Annotated in this window: 22 protein-coding genes; 20 read left to right on the top strand and 2 right to left on the bottom strand. The window is 35.1% G+C overall.

Translation table 11 applies throughout. From position 1 onward, the window contains the following. Nucleotides 1-25: 25 nt before the first annotated feature. The 14 genes from TDSAC_RS07285 (at nucleotide 26) to cobA (ending at nucleotide 12,018) form a co-directional block, all read left to right on the top strand. On the top strand, nucleotides 26-1,063 hold the full coding sequence (locus tag TDSAC_RS07285) for a deoxyguanosinetriphosphate triphosphohydrolase (protein ID WP_108309584.1): 1,038 nt from the start codon (nucleotides 26-28) through the stop codon (nucleotides 1,061-1,063). Nucleotides 1,064-1,134: 71 nt separating this feature from the next. Continuing rightward, nucleotides 1,135-1,479: a hypothetical protein gene (locus TDSAC_RS07280; RefSeq protein WP_108309583.1), complete on the top strand. Its 345-nt coding sequence runs from the start codon at nucleotides 1,135-1,137 to the stop codon at nucleotides 1,477-1,479. Between the two features lie 25 nt (nucleotides 1,480-1,504). Then, nucleotides 1,505-2,377 (top strand): lipoyl domain-containing protein, encoded by an 873-nt coding sequence (locus TDSAC_RS07275; RefSeq protein WP_108309582.1) that lies wholly within the window; start codon nucleotides 1,505-1,507, stop codon nucleotides 2,375-2,377. 28 nt (nucleotides 2,378-2,405) lie between these two features. Next, nucleotides 2,406-3,200, top strand: a complete 795-nt coding sequence (gene dapB / locus TDSAC_RS07270; RefSeq protein ID WP_108310362.1) for a 4-hydroxy-tetrahydrodipicolinate reductase — start codon at nucleotides 2,406-2,408, stop codon at nucleotides 3,198-3,200. 207 nt (nucleotides 3,201-3,407) lie between these two features. Continuing rightward, nucleotides 3,408-4,349, top strand: a complete 942-nt coding sequence (pstC, locus tag TDSAC_RS07265; protein ID WP_199919757.1) for a phosphate ABC transporter permease subunit PstC — start codon at nucleotides 3,408-3,410, stop codon at nucleotides 4,347-4,349. Then, nucleotides 4,350-5,168 carry a phosphate ABC transporter permease PstA gene (gene pstA, locus TDSAC_RS07260; protein WP_108309580.1) on the top strand — a complete coding sequence of 273 codons (819 nt, stop codon included), beginning with the start codon at nucleotides 4,350-4,352 and terminating at the stop codon, nucleotides 5,166-5,168. It abuts the gene before it with no gap. An 11-nt stretch (nucleotides 5,169-5,179) separates the two neighbouring features. Then, on the top strand, nucleotides 5,180-5,932 hold the full coding sequence (gene pstB, locus TDSAC_RS07255; protein WP_108309579.1) for a phosphate ABC transporter ATP-binding protein PstB: 753 nt from the start codon (nucleotides 5,180-5,182) through the stop codon (nucleotides 5,930-5,932). 17 nt (nucleotides 5,933-5,949) lie between these two features. Next, a complete protein-coding gene (gene phoU / locus TDSAC_RS07250) occupies nucleotides 5,950-6,609 on the top strand; it encodes a phosphate signaling complex protein PhoU (protein ID WP_108309578.1) in 660 nt (219 codons plus the stop codon). 204 nt (nucleotides 6,610-6,813) lie between these two features. After that, a complete protein-coding gene (locus TDSAC_RS08985) occupies nucleotides 6,814-7,032 on the top strand; it encodes a hypothetical protein (RefSeq protein ID WP_150130312.1) in 219 nt (72 codons plus the stop codon). A 23-nt stretch (nucleotides 7,033-7,055) separates the two neighbouring features. Further along, nucleotides 7,056-7,484, top strand: coding sequence for a universal stress protein (locus tag TDSAC_RS07245; protein ID WP_199919756.1), 429 nt, complete (start codon nucleotides 7,056-7,058; stop codon nucleotides 7,482-7,484). A gap of 72 nt (nucleotides 7,485-7,556) precedes the next feature. After that, nucleotides 7,557-9,008, top strand: a complete 1,452-nt coding sequence (locus tag TDSAC_RS07240) for a menaquinone biosynthesis decarboxylase (RefSeq protein ID WP_108309576.1) — start codon at nucleotides 7,557-7,559, stop codon at nucleotides 9,006-9,008. 43 nt (nucleotides 9,009-9,051) lie between these two features. Continuing rightward, nucleotides 9,052-9,900 (top strand): UbiA-like polyprenyltransferase, encoded by an 849-nt coding sequence (locus TDSAC_RS07235; RefSeq protein ID WP_108309575.1) that lies wholly within the window; start codon nucleotides 9,052-9,054, stop codon nucleotides 9,898-9,900. A gap of 16 nt (nucleotides 9,901-9,916) precedes the next feature. Further along, the gene (locus TDSAC_RS07230) at nucleotides 9,917-10,489 is read left to right on the top strand and encodes a UbiX family flavin prenyltransferase (RefSeq protein ID WP_108309574.1); all 573 of its coding nucleotides are present in this window, start codon (nucleotides 9,917-9,919) and stop codon (nucleotides 10,487-10,489) included. Nucleotides 10,490-10,509: 20 nt separating this feature from the next. Continuing rightward, nucleotides 10,510-12,018, top strand: a complete 1,509-nt coding sequence (cobA, locus tag TDSAC_RS07225; protein WP_108309573.1) for a uroporphyrinogen-III C-methyltransferase — start codon at nucleotides 10,510-10,512, stop codon at nucleotides 12,016-12,018. Here the strand turns inward: cobA and TDSAC_RS07220 are convergent. Then, nucleotides 12,015-12,275 carry a SemiSWEET family sugar transporter gene (locus tag TDSAC_RS07220; protein WP_108309572.1) on the bottom strand — a complete coding sequence of 87 codons (261 nt, stop codon included), beginning with the start codon at nucleotides 12,273-12,275 and terminating at the stop codon, nucleotides 12,015-12,017. The two genes, cobA and TDSAC_RS07220, sit on opposite strands and share 4 nt — an antisense overlap. Before the next feature lie 108 nt (nucleotides 12,276-12,383). Between TDSAC_RS07220 and TDSAC_RS07215 the strand changes: the two genes are divergently transcribed. From TDSAC_RS07215 to TDSAC_RS07190, 6 genes are all read left to right on the top strand, one after another. After that, nucleotides 12,384-12,611, top strand: coding sequence for a hypothetical protein (locus TDSAC_RS07215; protein WP_108309571.1), 228 nt, complete (start codon nucleotides 12,384-12,386; stop codon nucleotides 12,609-12,611). A gap of 118 nt (nucleotides 12,612-12,729) precedes the next feature. Further along, complete coding sequence (locus TDSAC_RS07210) at nucleotides 12,730-13,428, top strand: Bax inhibitor-1/YccA family protein (RefSeq protein ID WP_108309570.1); 699 nt, start codon at nucleotides 12,730-12,732, stop codon at nucleotides 13,426-13,428. A gap of 179 nt (nucleotides 13,429-13,607) precedes the next feature. Continuing rightward, the gene (locus TDSAC_RS07205; protein ID WP_150130311.1) at nucleotides 13,608-13,823 is read left to right on the top strand and encodes a hypothetical protein; all 216 of its coding nucleotides are present in this window, start codon (nucleotides 13,608-13,610) and stop codon (nucleotides 13,821-13,823) included. Then, nucleotides 13,807-14,673, top strand: a complete 867-nt coding sequence (locus tag TDSAC_RS07200; RefSeq protein ID WP_108309568.1) for a damage-control phosphatase ARMT1 family protein — start codon at nucleotides 13,807-13,809, stop codon at nucleotides 14,671-14,673. Before TDSAC_RS07205 ends, TDSAC_RS07200 begins: the two co-directional genes overlap by 17 nt. 56 nt (nucleotides 14,674-14,729) lie before the next feature. Next, a complete protein-coding gene (gene queD, locus TDSAC_RS07195) occupies nucleotides 14,730-15,089 on the top strand; it encodes a 6-carboxytetrahydropterin synthase QueD (RefSeq protein WP_321165929.1) in 360 nt (119 codons plus the stop codon). Further along, a complete protein-coding gene (locus TDSAC_RS07190; RefSeq protein ID WP_199919755.1) occupies nucleotides 15,086-15,736 on the top strand; it encodes a 7-carboxy-7-deazaguanine synthase QueE in 651 nt (216 codons plus the stop codon). The genes queD and TDSAC_RS07190 overlap by 4 nt, the downstream gene beginning before the upstream one ends. A gap of 14 nt (nucleotides 15,737-15,750) precedes the next feature. Here TDSAC_RS07190 and TDSAC_RS07185 read toward each other — a convergent pair whose 3' ends face one another. After that, entirely contained in the window at nucleotides 15,751-17,097 is a 1,347-nt protein-coding gene (locus TDSAC_RS07185; RefSeq protein ID WP_234405739.1) for a putative porin, read from the bottom strand. Between the last annotated feature and the right edge of the window lie 4 nt (nucleotides 17,098-17,101).

Here is a 17,101-nt window from a genome sequence, read left to right as displayed (position 1 = left end):
TTTTTAATTAGTCTTTTAAGATTTGATGCTGGTTTATAGGACTACTCAGGAAAAAAGAGAGAAAGAATATCTTTCAAAATTGGCGACTCTTAGCTCAAAGACTTTGGGTCGCCAATTTTCAGAGCCTGAATGCGAATACAGAAATCCATTTCAAAGAGATAGGGATAGAATTATTCATTCAAAGGCATTTAGACGTTTGAAACATAAGACTCAAGTTTTTATTTCTCCAGAGGGAGATCATTTTAGAACGAGACTTACTCATGTGCTTGAAGTTTCTCAGATTTCGAGAACGTGTGCAAGGATTCTAGGATTAAATGAAGATCTAGTAGAGGCAATAAGTCTGGGTCACGATCTTGGACATACTCCATTTGGCCATATAGGTGAGGATGTGTTAAACAGGTTGTTGCCTCCATTTAATCATGAGGAACAGAGTTTAAGGGTTGTTGACATTTTAGAGAAAAGAGAAGGGAAGGGTTTTGGTCTAAATCTTACTCAGGAGACAAGAGATGGTATTTTAAGACATAGCATAAACGATAAGATTAAACCTATCACTCAGGAAGGCTTATTGGTAAGATATTGTGATAAGATTTCTTACATATGTCATGACCTCGACGATGCAATAAGAGCAGGTTTGTTGAAATATAATGATTTGCCATCCTTTGTTAAAGAAATTGGTAAGACTCATAGCGAGCGAGTAGATACTCTTATAAGGCTTGTTATTGGTGGATTTGATGAAGAAGAAGGATTTAAAAATGACGCAAAATTTATTGATGTAGTTAAGAATTTAAGGGATTTTATGATGCAAAGTGTATATTCAGCAGAAATTTTAAGAAGGGAAGAAGAGAAGGTCACCAGAATGTTTAACTTCATAATAGAATATTTAAAGTCTAATATTGATAAAATTTTAAATTTATCTGAGATATATATAGGATATGATTCTGATTCAGAAAAATCAAATATTGCTATAAAGGATTATATTTCTGGAATGACTGATTCTTACATAGTCTTGTTTTTTGAGAAAAATTTTTTACCTTCAAGTTGGCCTCTTAAGTTAGATTTTTAACTAAATGTGTTAAAATCTTTATTATTATATTGTAGTTATTTTCGAATTAATTTCATCAGAAGGGGGTCTGTATGCTTTATCAGATTGCTTTGCATGTAAAAAGTTGTGATACATATAGATTGGGAATTGCAATTGAGCAGGTTGAGAGACTTTATCAGAAAGTAAGCAAGGGATCTATTTCGGTGATATTTCTTTTTACTTTTGAGGGAATTGATTTGTTTTATAAACACAAGATTTCAGAAGACCTTATAAGGAAAATGGAAGATTTAAGTACTTATGGGGTAAAATTCAAGTTAGTATTACCGGGTGATGGAAAAGTAAAATTTGACGAGTATCCTTTTTTAGACGTTATTGATGCTGGTCTAATAGAACTTGTAAAGCTCTATAGGGCAGGATATTTGTATATAAGTATTTAAAGACTAATTTTTGAGGTGTTTGATTGTGCAGATTTTAATGCCAGAAATAAACAAGGATAGCATAAGAAATAGATTAGTGAAATGGTTAAAGAAGGAAAATGATATAGTAAAGATTGGCGAAGAGATAGCTTTGATTGAAAATCAGAAAGTGACAAGCGTTATAAAGTCCCCCTTTTCTGGAAAGCTGATTAATATGCTTCAGGAAAATACTTTTATAAATGTAGGTCAACCAGTTGCTGAGGTTGTAGATGTATTAGTTAATATTAGCCCCTCTCTGGATACAAATAAAGGTTTAGAAAGTCAGGCAAAGAAGACAAAAGAAGAAGATAAAAGGGATTTTGATAGTTTTGTAAGGATACCGGCAGGAAGTTTTTTGAAACTAAAGAGCAGAATTGATATTTCAAGAAGTGTTAATTTCGTTAAAAGAAATTCTATTAGTCTTTCGAATTATTTATTTTTTTGTATCTTAAAATCATATGTAAAATATCCCTTTTTTGGACAAGGTTATCCTATTAGCTTTTTTGAACTAACTGACAATGGTTTAGAAAGTATTTTTTCCTCTTCAGATGATTTGTTTAGAAAAGTGCAGATTGAGGGATTAAGATCTATGGACGAATTTAAAAAAGAAAAAAGTAAAATTATTGACTTTTCGACTAATGAAGGTTTGAGTATACTTTTTTGTAAAGAGATTGATTTGGATGAAGTAGAGTTAAGCTTGAATAATAAAACCTCTTTACTTATTTGTACGTATAATAGAGTAAAATTTGGAAACGAAGAGACTAAAGGGGAGTTAAGTTTATTTTTTCAATGCAATTTTGAGAAAAATTTATCTTTTGTTTTAAATTTTATGAAGCGATTAAAAACTTTTTTAATTGATCCTGAGAATTTAATTCTCTAAATTTGTACTTTATTTATTTTTGGAGGAGATAAGGATGATTAGGGTAGTAGTATCTGGTATTGGTGGGAAGATGGGAAGAATGGTTTCTGAAACTGTTTTAAAACAACATGATATGAAGTTGGTGGGTGGGGTTGATCCTGCTATTGCGGGGAAAACTCTTGGCGAATTATTCAAGATCGATGATTCTACTCCTGTAAGTGCTACTATAGAGGACCTGTTGGTAAAAACTCAGTTTGACGTATTAATAGATTTTACAAGAGGCAATGTTGCTCCTCATACTATCGAAAAAACTCTCGAATACAGAAGAAATGTGGTAGTAGGGACAACAGGAATTGATGGCAAAGAGCTAGATCGCTTGGGTAAAATGGCAAATGAATTGAAAGTAGGATTTTTCCTGGCACCTAACTTTTCTCTGGGTGCTGTCTTAATGATGGAGTTTGCAAAAAAAGCAGCCAGGTATCTGGATCATGCTGAGATAATAGAGCTTCATCACAATCAGAAAGCTGATGCTCCTTCTGGGACAGCTTTAAGAACTGCTTATTTAATGTCAGAAAATTTAAAAGTTTTCAATAAGGATACTGTTCAAGGTGAAGAGAAAATAAAGTGTGCTCTTGGTGGGGAAGTAAACGGTATTAGAATCCATTCTGTGAGGTTGCCTGGATTTGTAGCGCATCAAGAAGTTCTTTTTGGCGGTGTGGGTGAAATTCTGACAATTAGACATGACTCTTTGTCAAGAGAATCTTTTATGCCAGGGGTGTTACTTGCTATTAGAAAGGTGCAGGGCTTGAATGGATTTGTAATAGGTTTAGAAAATTTGTTGTAGATATAATTAAGTTTTTAAACTTAGAATTGAATTTGCATGTCCTCTCAATTAAAAGAGCTGTAAGGCTTTTATAGTTTTATGGAAATTTGAAATTAGATATTTTAAGATAAAAATATGTGGAAAATTTTTTTATTAACATAAAATTAACATTATTACGATAAATTAAAAGATATATCTTATGTTAACTTTAAGGAGCGAAAGTACTTAGTGTTCAAAAAAGCTAATTTTTTATTCGATTTTGGCGCTTTGAGACTTACTAATTTTTCTTTTTTTGATTTGTTGTTAAAACTTTCTGCACTTTTTTTGGTATTGTTGCCAGTTTTGATTTTTATAGTTTTGTTTATAAATTCTTTGCCTGCAATAGAGCATTTGGGTTTAAGCGTATTTACTACGAACAACTGGGATCCTGTAAACGATAAATTTGGTGTCATAGCGCCTTTATTTGTAACAGTTATGGTTGGCGTTATTAGCACAATTTTTGGCTTGATGATTTCAACTCCAATAGCCCTCTTTCTTTCGTTTTATTCAAGAGGAAAAATTTCTTCCTTTTTTTCTACAGTTATAGATGCGCTTGCGTCTATACCATCAGTGGTTCTTGGTTTGTGGGCTATTTTTTATGTAGCTCCACATATTGATAAAATTGAAACTATAATAAAAACTTTGTTTGGCTTTATTCCATTTTTGAATGGGACCCCTTCTCCATTTGGTCTTTTTACTACTATTTTGATCTTAACTTTGATGCTTGTTCCGATTCAGACTGTTTTGATTAAGGAATTAATAATTTTAGTTCCTAAAAGTTTAATTGAAGCTGGTTTTAGTCTTGGAATAACAAAGTTTGAGATTGTTAAATGTTTGATTCTTCCATTTATTAGAGAGGGCATAATAGCTGTAATATTTCTCTCACTTGCAAGGGGTATGGAAGAGACTATGGCTACAGCAATGCTTATTGGAAACAGGCCTTTTTTCCCAAATTCACTTTTCTCTCCAACGGCAACGCTGACAAGTATTATTGCAAATGAGTTTGCTGAAGCTTTTTCTAGAATATATTTATCTGTTTTGTTTGAGCTTGGACTTATTTTGTTTATTCTTGTATTCACTACTAATGTTTTAGCTAAGCTCTTACTAAGGCTTTTGTACAGGAGGGCATAGTTGAGGTTTATTATTGATAAAGTTTTTCAAATTTTTACATTGTCTGTGGCGATTTTTGTATCTTTGGTCTTAGCCTTTATTCTCTTTCAACTTATAAAGGATGGAATTAGCTCGCTAAGCATTAATTTTTTTACTGAAACGGCAAGACCAGTAGGTTCTAGTTCAGGAGGATTTAAACAGGCGATTGTAGGCTCGATAATTATTGATTCACTTGCAATGGTAATAATAGTTTCTTTGTCTATTTTAGGTGGTCTCTATTTACACCTCTATTCAGGAAGTCTCTTTGCTAAGTTTTTAAAAGAAGCCATGTCTTTGCTTCAGGGGACGCCTACAATTGTTTGTGGTATTTGTGTTTATTATATAGTTGTGAAGCAAATGGGGCACTTTTCTGGCCTTGCTGGTTCAATAGCACTTGCATTAGTGGGAATACCTTATATGGTACTTGCTAGTGAACAGATTTTTAATATGACTCCTACTCTTTTGCTTGAGGCGGCTTATTCGCTTGGTCTTTCTAGGACAAGGGTTATTTTTTATGTAGTGCTTAGATTTGCAAAATTTCCACTTCTAGCTATTTCACTTTTGACTCTTGCGCGAATAGCTGGAGAAACAGCTCCACTTCTTTTTACAGCTTTTGGAAACAGCTTTTTAGAATTAAATCCTACAAGGCCAATGGCTGCGATACCGTTACAAATATTTATATATGCGATCTCTCCATATGATGAATGGCACAGGCTGGCCTGGGCTGGGGCATTAGTTCTAATAACATTTGTTACAGTTTTAAGTATAATTTTAGGTCGTTATAGAAGACTTGGGGAGTAGGCGAAAAAAATATGATAAAGATGAAATTGGAGAACGTTCGAGCCTTTTTTGGAAAAAACGAAGTCTTGAAGGGTATAAACCTTGATATTTACGACAGGGCTGTTACAGCGATAATTGGACCTTCTGGATGTGGGAAAACAACCCTTTTGAGGTGTCTGAATAGAATGCATGAGCTTGACAAAAATGCATCTGTTAAGGGCAAAATACTTTTGGACAATGAAAATATTTTTAAGATGGACCTGTATAAAGTGAGAAGAAAGGTTGGAATGGTTTTCCAAAGACCTAATCCCTTTCCATTTATGTCTATACAGGACAATGTTCTAGCAGGATTTCTAATGAGTGGAAAAAGGCTTTCAAAAAAACAAAAAGAGGAGATTTGTGAAAAAAATTTAATTAGAGTTGCTTTATGGGAAGAAACTAAGGATAGATTAAAGGAACTCCCTACAAATCTTTCAGGTGGTCAGCAACAAAGGCTTTGCATTGCAAGGGCTCTTGCAAACGATCCTGAAATTATCTTGATGGATGAGCCTACATCGGCACTTGATCCTATTTCTACTGCGAAAATAGAAGAATTGATAGTGAATCTAAAAAATGAAATAGTAATTGTTATAGTTACACACAACATGCAACAGGCGGCAAGAATTTCTGATTTTACTTCGTTTATGTATCTTGGAAGTTTGATAGAATATGGTGTAACAGAACAGATATTTAAGGTTCCAAAAGAAAAGCTTACAGAAGATTATATAACTGGTAGATTTGGTTAAGAAAGAGAGGTGTATCTTTGGAAAGACATTTTGATATAGAGATCAGAGAATTAACGAAAAAGCTTTTTGAAATGACAACTCTTGTGGAGAGAGCGATAGATTTGGTAATTCTTTCTATTCTAGAGAGGGATTCAAGAATAGCTCAAGAAGTTATTGAAAGCGAGAAGATTACTGATGAACTTGAGATAGATATAGAAGAACAGTGCATGACTATGCTGGCGCTTTATCAACCAGTAGCAAAGGATCTTAGATATATAGTTATGATTATGAGAATAATCGTAGATCTTGAAAGGATGTCTGATGAAACGAAAAGTATTGCAGTGTCTGCTATAAATTTGTTAAAAGATCCACCAATTGAACTCTTTATGCAAAAAATTCCTGATATGGCTAAGAAAGTGAAAGTTATGGTAAGAAACGCTATTACTTCTCTTGTTGAAAAAAACGAAGAAATGGCTCTTAGCGTAATAGAAGATGATGATGCTGTAGATGAGGATTATCACAATATCCTGCAAAATTTAAAAAAGGAACTTACTGAAAGACGCTTTAATTGCGAGAGAATTATCGATTGGTTGTTTATTACCAGACATTTTGAAAGATTGGGAGATCATGCTACAAATATTGCTGAAGACGTGTTATATATTGTGAGAGGCAAGAACGTAAAGCATATGAAGCCCTAACTAAAGTTAAATTTGGCTGTGAGGGGAGTTAAATTTTAAAAAATTAAGATTTTAGTTTGAATGTGGGGAGATGCAGCTGTGAAAATAAGAGTAACAGATGAAGCAAGAAAATTTATTCATGCGAGAACAAAAGGAACAGCTTATATCATTATTAGTGCACCTATAAAATATTGTGGTGCTTGAGCTGATCCAGAGCCTAGCAGTTTGCAGGCAAGAATTGTATTACCAGATGAGATTAATAAATTTAAGCATGATCTGATTTTCTGGGAAGAAGAACTAAACGTGTACATTGATTTCCTTACAGATAAATACTTTGGACAAATTGATCATGTGTTAGATCTTTGTTATGATGATGTTACAGAGGCTCCGTATTTATGTATAAATCCAGATCCGAGGCTTCTAATGGATCTGGCAAAAATCTAAACCATAACTTTAAGGAGGTAAAAATGAAAGTTTTAGTTGCTGTGGACGGGTCGAAGCCCTCATTGAAGGCTGCTGAATTTGCTTTAAATTTAGCAAAGGAGCACCAATCGGTTGAAGTTATATTGCTTACAGTTGGTTGCGCATATGACTGGACATATGTAAGTGACGATGTTTTTGTGGATCCAGAGAAGATTAATGAAGCTTGTGATTTAGCTTTTTCCAAAAAATTGAATGAAGCAAAAAAAATTTTTGATGATGCAGGAGTTAATGTAAAGGCAGTATTACTATCTGGCGGTGACCCTGCGAAAGAAATTTTGAAGTATGTTGAAGAAAATAATATTGATAGAATTGTAGTTGGAAATAAAGGGCTAAACCCTTTATCCGGACTTCTGGGTAGCGTTGCTTATTCAATCTTAAAAAATGCAAAGGTTCCGGTAATTCTGGTTAAATAGAATATTAAAATAATAAAATAATACTTTTTAAGAGCTGTGTGGCTCTAGTGTAGTTTTTATTTTTTTTAGGGAGTGAGTAAAATAAGCGCCTTTTCGTCGTTGGGTGAATACCTATCCTTTTTAGAGAAGAGAAATGAACTGAAAAAAATAAAGGTTGAAGTTGACAGGTATCTTGAAATAACGGAGATTGCGGATAGATTTGTAAAAGTAGGAGGACCTGCTCTTTACTTTGAAAAGGTAAAAGACTCTAATTTTCCTTTGGCTATTAATATTTTTGGTACTTGGGATAGAGTGGTAAGCGCAATAGGAAATCCTGATGACATTGCTAAAAGGATTGAAGAATTGCTTAGGTTTCCTACCAAGAAAATTGGCTTCTGGGACGCTCTGAAGTCTTTGCCTGATATTTTAGGACTTATGAACATTAAACCAAAAATTGTAAGTAAGGCTCCGTGCCAGGAAATAATTTTAGAAGGGGATAGTGTAAATTTAGGGGATTTGCCAGTACTATATTGTTGGCCGCTTGATGGTGGCCCTTTTATTACTCTGCCGCTTGTTATTACTCAAGATCCAATGACAAAAGAGAGAAACCTTGGGATGTATAGGATGCAAGTTTTTGATAAAAATACGACTGGTATGCACTGGCATCATCACAAAGATGGAGCAAGACACTACTCAAAGTTAAATCCTGGGGAAAAAATGCCTGTCGCGGTAGCTATTGGAGCTGACCCAGCTACTATTTATGCTGCTACGGCACCTTTACCCCCAAACGTTGATGAATTCGTTTTTGCAGGTTTTTTGAGAGGTTCTGGTGTGGAGATGGTTAAGGCTATAACTTCTGATTTATTTGTGCCAGCCCAAGCTGAATTTGTACTAGAGGGATATGTAATTAAGGGAGAACTTAGACGAGAAGGACCATTTGGAGATCATACTGGATTTTATTCTTTGGAAGATGATTTTCCTGTTTTTCATGTTGAGTGTATTACTCATAGAAAAAATCCTATTTATGTAGCTACTATTGTGGGTAGACCTCCTATGGAGGATGCATATCTTGGCAAGGCTACTGAAAGAATATTTCTCCCTATGTTAAAGATGACTTTGCCTGAGATAGTAGATATAAACTTGCCTATTGAGGGGGTTTTTCATAATTTAGCAGTAGTTTCAATTAGAAAGCAATATCCTGGTCATGCTAGAAAGGTTATGCATGCGCTATGGGGACTTGGTCAGATGAGTTTTACTAAATTTATTATAGTGGTTGATGAAGATGTAAACGTTCACGATATGTCATTTGTAAGATGGAAAGCTCTTAATAACGTGGATCCAGAAAGGGACATTGAAATTGTAAAGGGTCCGGTGGACGTTCTGGATCATGCTGCACCTTATCCAAGATTTGGTTCCAAGATGGGTATAGACGCAACACGAAAAATGAAAGAAGAGGGACTGGTAAGAGAATTTCCTCCTGATATCAAGATGGACAAAAAAATAAAAGATTTAGTAAGCAAACGTTGGAAAGAATATGGATTTTAGCCTTGATTGAAAGGGGTTTGAGAATATAATTAATCAATTTGTATTGAAACTAACGAACATTCTCAACGATATAAGAGTAGAACATACTGTTTTTTCGCTGCCTTTTTTATTGGCCTCTGCATTTATAGCTTCAAATGGTTTCCCTGAAATTAATAAATTGATTCTTATAGTACTAGCGCTTTTGTTTGCAAGGGCTGCTGCCATGTCTTTTAATCGATTTGCAGATGCAAATATTGATAAATTCAATCCAAGAACTGCGAAGAGATCTATTCCCAAAGGCGCAGTAAAAAGAAAAGATATGTTTTTGTTTGTATGTTTTTGTTCAACGATGTTTATTTTGACCTCTTATTTACTTGGAAATTTGACTTTTTTATTGTCTCCTGTAGCGCTTTTTATAGTTTTTTTCTATTCATATACGAAAAGGTTTACCGCACTAAGTCATATTGTTTTAGGTCTTGCACTCAGTCTAGCTCCTGGCGGAGCGTGGATAGCATTGAGAAATGATTTCGGTTTAGTGCCATTTTTTATGATGCTGGCTGTAGTTTTCTGGCTTGCAGGGTTTGACGTTTTGTACTCCCTTCAGGATCTAAAGTATGATATAAAACAGGGACTTCATTCTATTCCCGTTGCAATAGGTGAAAAGAATTCCTTATATGTAGCGAGATTATTTCACTCTCTGACAATACTCTTTTTGTCTCCAATTGGAATAATGGCTCACATAAATTTTATTTACTATCTAGGCTTAATTATATTTGCAGGCCTTCTGTTATACGAGCATTCGCTAGTAAAGCCTAACGATCTTTCTAAAATAGATATGGCTTTTTTTAACGTTAATGCTATTTGTTCATTTATATATGCTACTTTTGTAATTTTTTCTGTGTTAATAAAATAATACCAAGGTGGATAAATTGAAAAAGATTGTAATAGGTATTACTGGAGCAAGTGGGATCAGGTATGCATTAAGAATGATTGATGTTTTAAAAAGAGAATATGATCTGTGTGTGATATATACCAGGGCAGCGAGTCTTGTGATGATGGATGAAGAGGGTGTCGATGTAAATTCGATAAAAAAAAGGTATAGCGATGTAAGCTTTTATGATGAAAGTGATTTTAACTGCAAATATGCATCAGGCTCACAAAAACCTGAAGCTGTAATTATTTGCCCATGTTCTGCTGCAACTCTTTCCAGCGTAGCCAATGGTTTGTCTTCAAATCTTTTGGAGCGAATTTGTGATGTAGCTCTCAAGGAAGGTATAAAACTGATTTTGGTTTTTAGAGAAACTCCTTTAAATTTGATTCATGTTGAGAATATGAAAAGGGTTATTATGGCAGGAGGCATTATTTTGCCTGCTTGCCCAGGATTTTATAATAAACCAAAATCAGTAGAAGATATGGTAGATTTTGTAGTAGCAAAGACTTTAAACAGGATAGGAATTGACAACAATCTTTTAAAACCGTGGAAGTGCAACAATAAATCTTAAACTTTAAGGAGCGTAAGAGAATGGGGAAGGTTTTCTTAGTAGGTGCAGGTCCTGGAAACGAAGGACTCTTTACTATACGAGGAATGAATATTTTAAAAAAGGCTCAAGTTCTGGTATTTGATAGGCTTATTCCCAAAGAGCTTTTGGCAATTGCACCAGAAGACTGTGAACAAATCTATGTGGGAAAAGAATCAAGTAAACATGCAATGAAACAAGAAGATATAAACAAATTACTTGCTGATAGAGCATCTGATGGCAAAATAGTAGTCAGACTAAAGGGTGGTGACCCATTTTTGTTTGGTAGGGGAGGTGAAGAGGCTTTATATCTAAAAGAAAGAGGTATAGAATTTGAATTGGTTCCTGGAATTAGTGCAGCCTTGGCTGTGCCTTTGTATGCAGGAATTCCTGTTACACACAGGAAAGTGGCTTCATCGTATGCTATTTTTACCGGGCATGAGGATCCCACAAAGGAGAACTCTACTATTGATTGGGAGCACTCTCTTGGGGCAGATACCCTTGTGTTCTTTATGGGGGTAGAGAGACTTGATAAGATAGTAGAAAAAATAATTGCTGTTAAAAAAGATAAAGAAATACCATGTGCACTTATTCAAAATGGCACTCTTCCTAATCAGAGAGTGGTAATTGGAAACTTGTCAAATATAGTAGATCTTGCTGAAGAAAATTCGATTAAACCTCCTGCACTGTTTGTGGTTGGGAACGTAGTAAAGTTAAGAGAGGACTTAATGTGGTTTGAGAAAAAACCGTTGTTTGGAAAAAGAGTTGTAGTAACAAGATCAAGAAAAAAAGCGAGTTTACTAAGTGAAAGGCTAAAAGAAGAAGGAGCAGAGGTCTTTGAAATACCTGTTATAAAGTGTATTCAAATAGCTAATCAAAGTGAATTTGACTTTATTTTTAATAACTTGTATAGCTATGAGTACATTGTTTTTAGTTCATCAACGGGAGTAGATATCTTTTTTGAAAACTTGTTTAGATCTGGATATGATAGCAGGTGTATAAGATCCAAGATTGCTGTGATAGGCGATGGGACTAGCGAAGCTCTTTTAAAGTATGGGATAAGAGCTGATATTGTGCCTGAGAAGTTTGTGGCAGAAAGCCTTGTTGATTGTATTGAAAGAACTGATGAAGCCAAAAAAATTTTGATACCGAGAGCAAAAGAAGGCAGAGATGAGCTTGTAAGAGGATTGTTGGAAAAGGGATATGTAGTAGATGATTTTCATATATATTCCGTACAACCAGAAAAAATTTCAAAGGATGACATCGAAATGGTTTTCAATGATGATAAAGAAACCTTTCTAACCTTTGCGAGTTCTAAGACAGCTGAGTATTATTATGAATCATTAGGAGATTATAGAGATATAGTGCTTAGAAAAGCTAAAGTTGTGTCTATTGGGCCTATTACCTCAGGGAAAGCAAAGAATTTGGGATTTAATGTGGTGGCTCAAGCAGAAGAATACAACATAAACGGATTGGTAAAGGCTTTGATAAGTTATGTAAAGAATATGAGCTAACATGAATTTTTGGAATTTTTTTTGAAATATAAAAGAATTGATAGTAAAACAAAGCTTATGAAATTCCATAATACTATGGGCATCTGAAATATAGAAAGGCCATATATCACCCAACAAAATACTCCTATCCACATCATAATTAACATTATGAGGGATATATCATTTGTTGAACGCGTTTTCCATGCCTTTACTACCTGAGGCACGAGAGAACTGGTGGTAAGTAGACCTGCAAACAATCCAAGATAAGTTTCGAACATGAAGATATTATAGCTCAAAAAGTTATTTTTATTAATAGAATATCTGTGCATAAAAAAGTTTACTTTTATCATAAACTATTATATAATACAAATGTGGAGGTGATATATATGTGGTGCTCAGGTCCGGGCTTTTATGGTCATGGTTTTTACGGAATGCCATTTTTTGGCATGTTCTTTCCTATTTTGTTTCTTGGTATATTGGTTTTTGCTTTCTTTTACCTTTTCAGACCAGCAATGAGCAGATGTTCTATATCAAGTGGCGCTTCGAATGAAGAACTTATAAAAGAAATAAATAGATTAAAGGAAGAGATAAAGAAGTTAAAAGGGGAGAAATAGTTTTTTTAATTCAGGGTATTGATCGCATAATTGGTCGATGCCCTTTTTTATTGTAAAATAAACGTTTTAGATATAAAATATAAAATATTAAGGATAAGTAAAAAAAGGAGTGGAAAGTATGTATAGATCATATAATGATGAGTTAACGAGTAGAGCAGAAACTTTAGACGTGTCGGGCTTTTTTAGAGGAGTTTTTACGTGGATGTTTTTAGGACTCATGTTTACTGGTGTAATTTCTTACGTAGTAGCATCTAATGTTTCAATTTTGCAACTTATTTTGGGCAATCCTATTTTGTTTTATGGGATAATCGGTTTGCAATTTGTTGCAGTGATAACCTTATCTGCTGCTATTACGAAGCTACCTGCTGAGCTTGCAGAATTTATCTTTATATTGTATTCTGCCTTGACAGGCGTAACGTTTTCTACGCTGTTTGTAGTCTATACTTCTAGTTCTATAGCTTCTACCTTCATCGTTACCGCTATATCTTTTGGTATAATGGCAGTGCTTGGCTATACCACGAAGGCAGACCTTACTAAGATGGGAACTTTTATGATGGCAGGACTTATTGCAATAATAATAGGTTTTGTCGTAAATATTTTCTTACACAGCAGTGCTCTGGTACTTCTTTTATCTGTGGTAGGCGTGATTGTTTTTTTAGGGCTTACGGCATATGACATGCAAAAACTGAAAAAGATATATGCAGCTGGTCTCTTTGATGAGCGAAAAGAGACAGTGCTTGGTGCCCTGACACTTTATTTGGACTTTATAAACCTGTTTCTAATGTTATTAAACATAATGGGTAATAGAAGAGACTAAATTTTTATTACTGAAAGGTTTATTGGGAGTAAGTTATAAATTATTTTTGTCCATTTTGCAAAGCTGAGTTACCTGAAAATTTAGATATCTGTCCTTGTTGCAAAGCAAATTTAAGGAGTAATGTTTCTTATGAAGACAAGATAATATTATCTCTAGATCATCCAATACTCGATATCAGAATGGTAGCTATTAAATTGGTTGGTGACAAACAAATTAAAAAGGCTTTGCCAAAATTATCTGATCTCGTAAATAGATCAAGCGATCCGCTGGAGCTTATCGCAATATGTAAGGCTCTAAAACAAATTGACTCAGATGAGGCTATTAATATCATAGGAAGGATCAAACAAAAAAATAATAAAATTGTGAACAATTATATAGATGAAATTGTGTCTTGATTGTATAGTTTGTTTCCAAAAACAGGCTCTCTTTGCGACAAAGGATTTAGACGATGAACTGAGATCCAGGATTTTGAAAAAGGTGATGTTTTTTCTGTATAACGCTGATTGGAAAACTTCATCTGACGAGTTTGCAAACGAAGTTCACCGTATTATAAGGGAAGTTTCGGGTTTATCAGATCCATATAAAGAGATTAAAAAAAGAAGCAACGAGATTTCACTTAAGATGTATCCAGTTCTAAAAAAGCTTTTAGATAGGGAAAGTTCAGGAAATCGCCTTTATACTGCGGCAAAAATTGCTATTGCGGGAAACATAATAGACTTTGGTCCTTCAAATGAGTTTGATCTTGAAAGTACTATTGATGAAGTGATGTCTAAAGATCTGACAATTAATAATTTTAAGAGTCTGGAAGAAAAAGTAGTCTCTTCTGAGAGCATGCTTTACTTTGCTGATAATGCGGGGGAGATAGTATTTGACAAGATATTCATTGAAGAGATGCTAAGGACAAGAAATAAGCCCTTTGAACAAATTAGTTTTGTAGTAAAGAGTGGGCCTATAATAAACGATGCAATGTTAGAAGATGCCTATGAGGTTGGACTTGATAGGCTTCCTAATATTAGATTTTTAGAGATTTCAAACGGAGAAAAAAATAGCGCTTCCTCAAGGAGAAGCGATGAGGTAAGAAGATATATAGAGGAACATGATATAGTAATTTCTAAAGGGCAGGGTAATTTCGAGGGGTTAAGTGACTTTCATAATATCTTCTTTATGTTGATGGCAAAGTGTAATGTAATAGCAAAAGAACTTGGAGTTGATATAAGAAGTAGTGTTATAAAGTATAAGGAATAGCTAGAGCCTCTTTTTGACCAAAAACTGTTTCTTAAGAAAGGATAGTGTGGATATATATGAGGATAAAGGTTTATAAGGAATTTAATTTTTCTGCTGCACATAAGCTGGTAGACTATAACGGCGAGTGCGCCAATCTTCATGGGCATACATATAAACTGGGGGTTGCAGTATCTGGATCTGTTGGAGAAAACTCTATGGTGATAGATTTTAAGGTTCTCAAGAATATTGTAGAAGAGAGGGTAGTCTCTAAACTGGATCATAAATACTTAAACGATATCATACACAATCCTACTGCTGAGAGAGTTTGCGAATGGATTTTAGATGAATTAAAGGATTATATGCCTGAAAGCGTAAACTTAGAGTTCATAAGGCTCTGGGAATCAGAAACTTCATATGTAGAGATATCTCTCAAGTGATAGCGATTCATTCTATATTTGAAAGCATATCTGGTGAAGTAGGCTTTATCTCCCAGGGCTCCTGGTGCACTATAGTGAGGCTTCAGGGTTGTAATCTAAGGTGCAGGTGGTGCGACACAAAAGAATCTCAGAGCATTGAAGCTAAATATATACTTTCAATTGATGATGTGGTAGCCAGATGCAAGAATTCAAAAGTACTTCTTACCGGGGGAGAGCCTCTTATCCAAAAAGAAACTCTTGAGTTGATAGATTACCTGATAGAGAAAAAACACTTTGTTCAGGTGGAAACTAATGGGAGCATTTCCCTGCCAAAGGGATATTTATCCGATTGCGGCTGGGTGGTGGACTATAAGGGTCCATCTTCCGGCATGATGGACAGAATGCCGTCATTTGAGGAGTTTATTGATAACTGGATAGAACACAGGGTCATAGTGAAGCTGGTAGTGGACAATTCTGAAGAAGATCTTGAGTTTGTCTTTCAGGTTCTTTCAAAGATGCACGGCCTTTTTCAGTTTGCAATTAGCCCGCTGGATGCGAAAGGAGAAAAGATTTTAGACATTGTAAACTTTATCAGGGAGAGGGACGAAAAATTATTGGATGAACTTATATTTTCAATTCAGATGCACAAGGTTGTTGGGCTTTTATAGGGGGCTTTTGGTTATTATTGCATAGACCCATTGTTATTCCCAAACCAGAAGTCTCCTGTAAGAGAGCCCACTGGAAGAGGAATGGTAGCTCCAACTCTGAATGCTCCTCCATTTACAGAATGTAAACTTGTAAAGCTTGGACCTGTGGCGGTCTGTGCTGGCATATCTGTAGATGTGCCGTTGTAACCTGCCCACATATTTACGTTATACATAGTCCAGTTACCTATTATTGCCCACCAATCATACTTTCCGTATACGCCATTTGGTGCACTTCCCATATACGAAAACTTGTTTACGTTTCCATAGTCTGCCTCTAAACCAAAGGTATTAAATAATTTTGTGCTAAGGTTCAAGATGTAGGCATCCTTATCCTTTAAACCGCTTGCTTCATCTGCTGATGTTATAAGCCCGGCATCAAACATCTTTACCCATGCAGCTGAAAGAGATGTAGAGGGAAATATGTTGCTCAGATCAAATATTGCCATAGCGCCTTCTGTGCCTGTATCCATAAACAGGTTGTTGTAATAAGCGCCTGAATCCATAGTAGGAAGTCTACCAAGTACAAAGGTTACAGGATATGGGTTAAGAGTCCAGGTGATGTAAGATCTCTCTACATACAACGTGTTGTTGTCATCATTGTAACCTGTAAGAGAGGCATACAAAGGATTGCTGTTTGAAGAGCCGTCTGAATTAACTCCTGCGTTCTTCTCCATTGTAAGCCTTGCGTTAAAGGATATGTTGTCTGCTACAGGAGCTGATACGTTTAGCCTTATTCTATACTGCATAAACGTATTGTCCTTTTGCTGGGAAAGGTTTGGATCTTGAGCTAACATTGCAGGAGAGGTGTCACCTACTATAAATCCATTTTTAGATGAACCTTCTGTATTAATAAACACGTTTGTTCCAGATGTAGCCATCGGATAAAACGTTCTTTTCTCGCTCCCAAACCTAAACCTTGCATCCCCTGTGAAGTTTACAGTGTCAAGAGCTGCTTTCTTCTCAAGTGCTGCAACTCTGACGTTTAAAGATGCTAGTTCTGACTTAAACTCTTGGGCTAACTTCATAAGCGTTGCGATGTCGTTAGCGTTAAGCTCTATCTTTTGATCCTGAGCGTTTTGACCCTTTTCATACATATCAAGCATTCTTGCAACTACCATTGCCATCTCATAACGGGTGGCAAGTCTCTCTCCTCTAAAAGTTCCATCGCCATAGCCAATGACCAATCCCTTTGCTGCTAAATCTTGCACTGCCTTGTATGCCCAAGAATTAGCTGGTACATCAGAGAATGGCCCTGCAAAAGCAAAAGAGACAAAATAAGCAGAAATGAAGAGAAAGCAAAAGGCCGTAAAAAATCTTTTCATAATA

Source organism: Thermodesulfobium acidiphilum (assembly GCF_003057965.1).
Lineage (GTDB): Bacteria > Thermodesulfobiota > Thermodesulfobiia > Thermodesulfobiales > Thermodesulfobiaceae > Thermodesulfobium > Thermodesulfobium acidiphilum.
The sequence above is the reverse complement of the archived record's forward strand: the minus strand, read 5'-3'. Positions and strand labels throughout refer to the sequence as shown.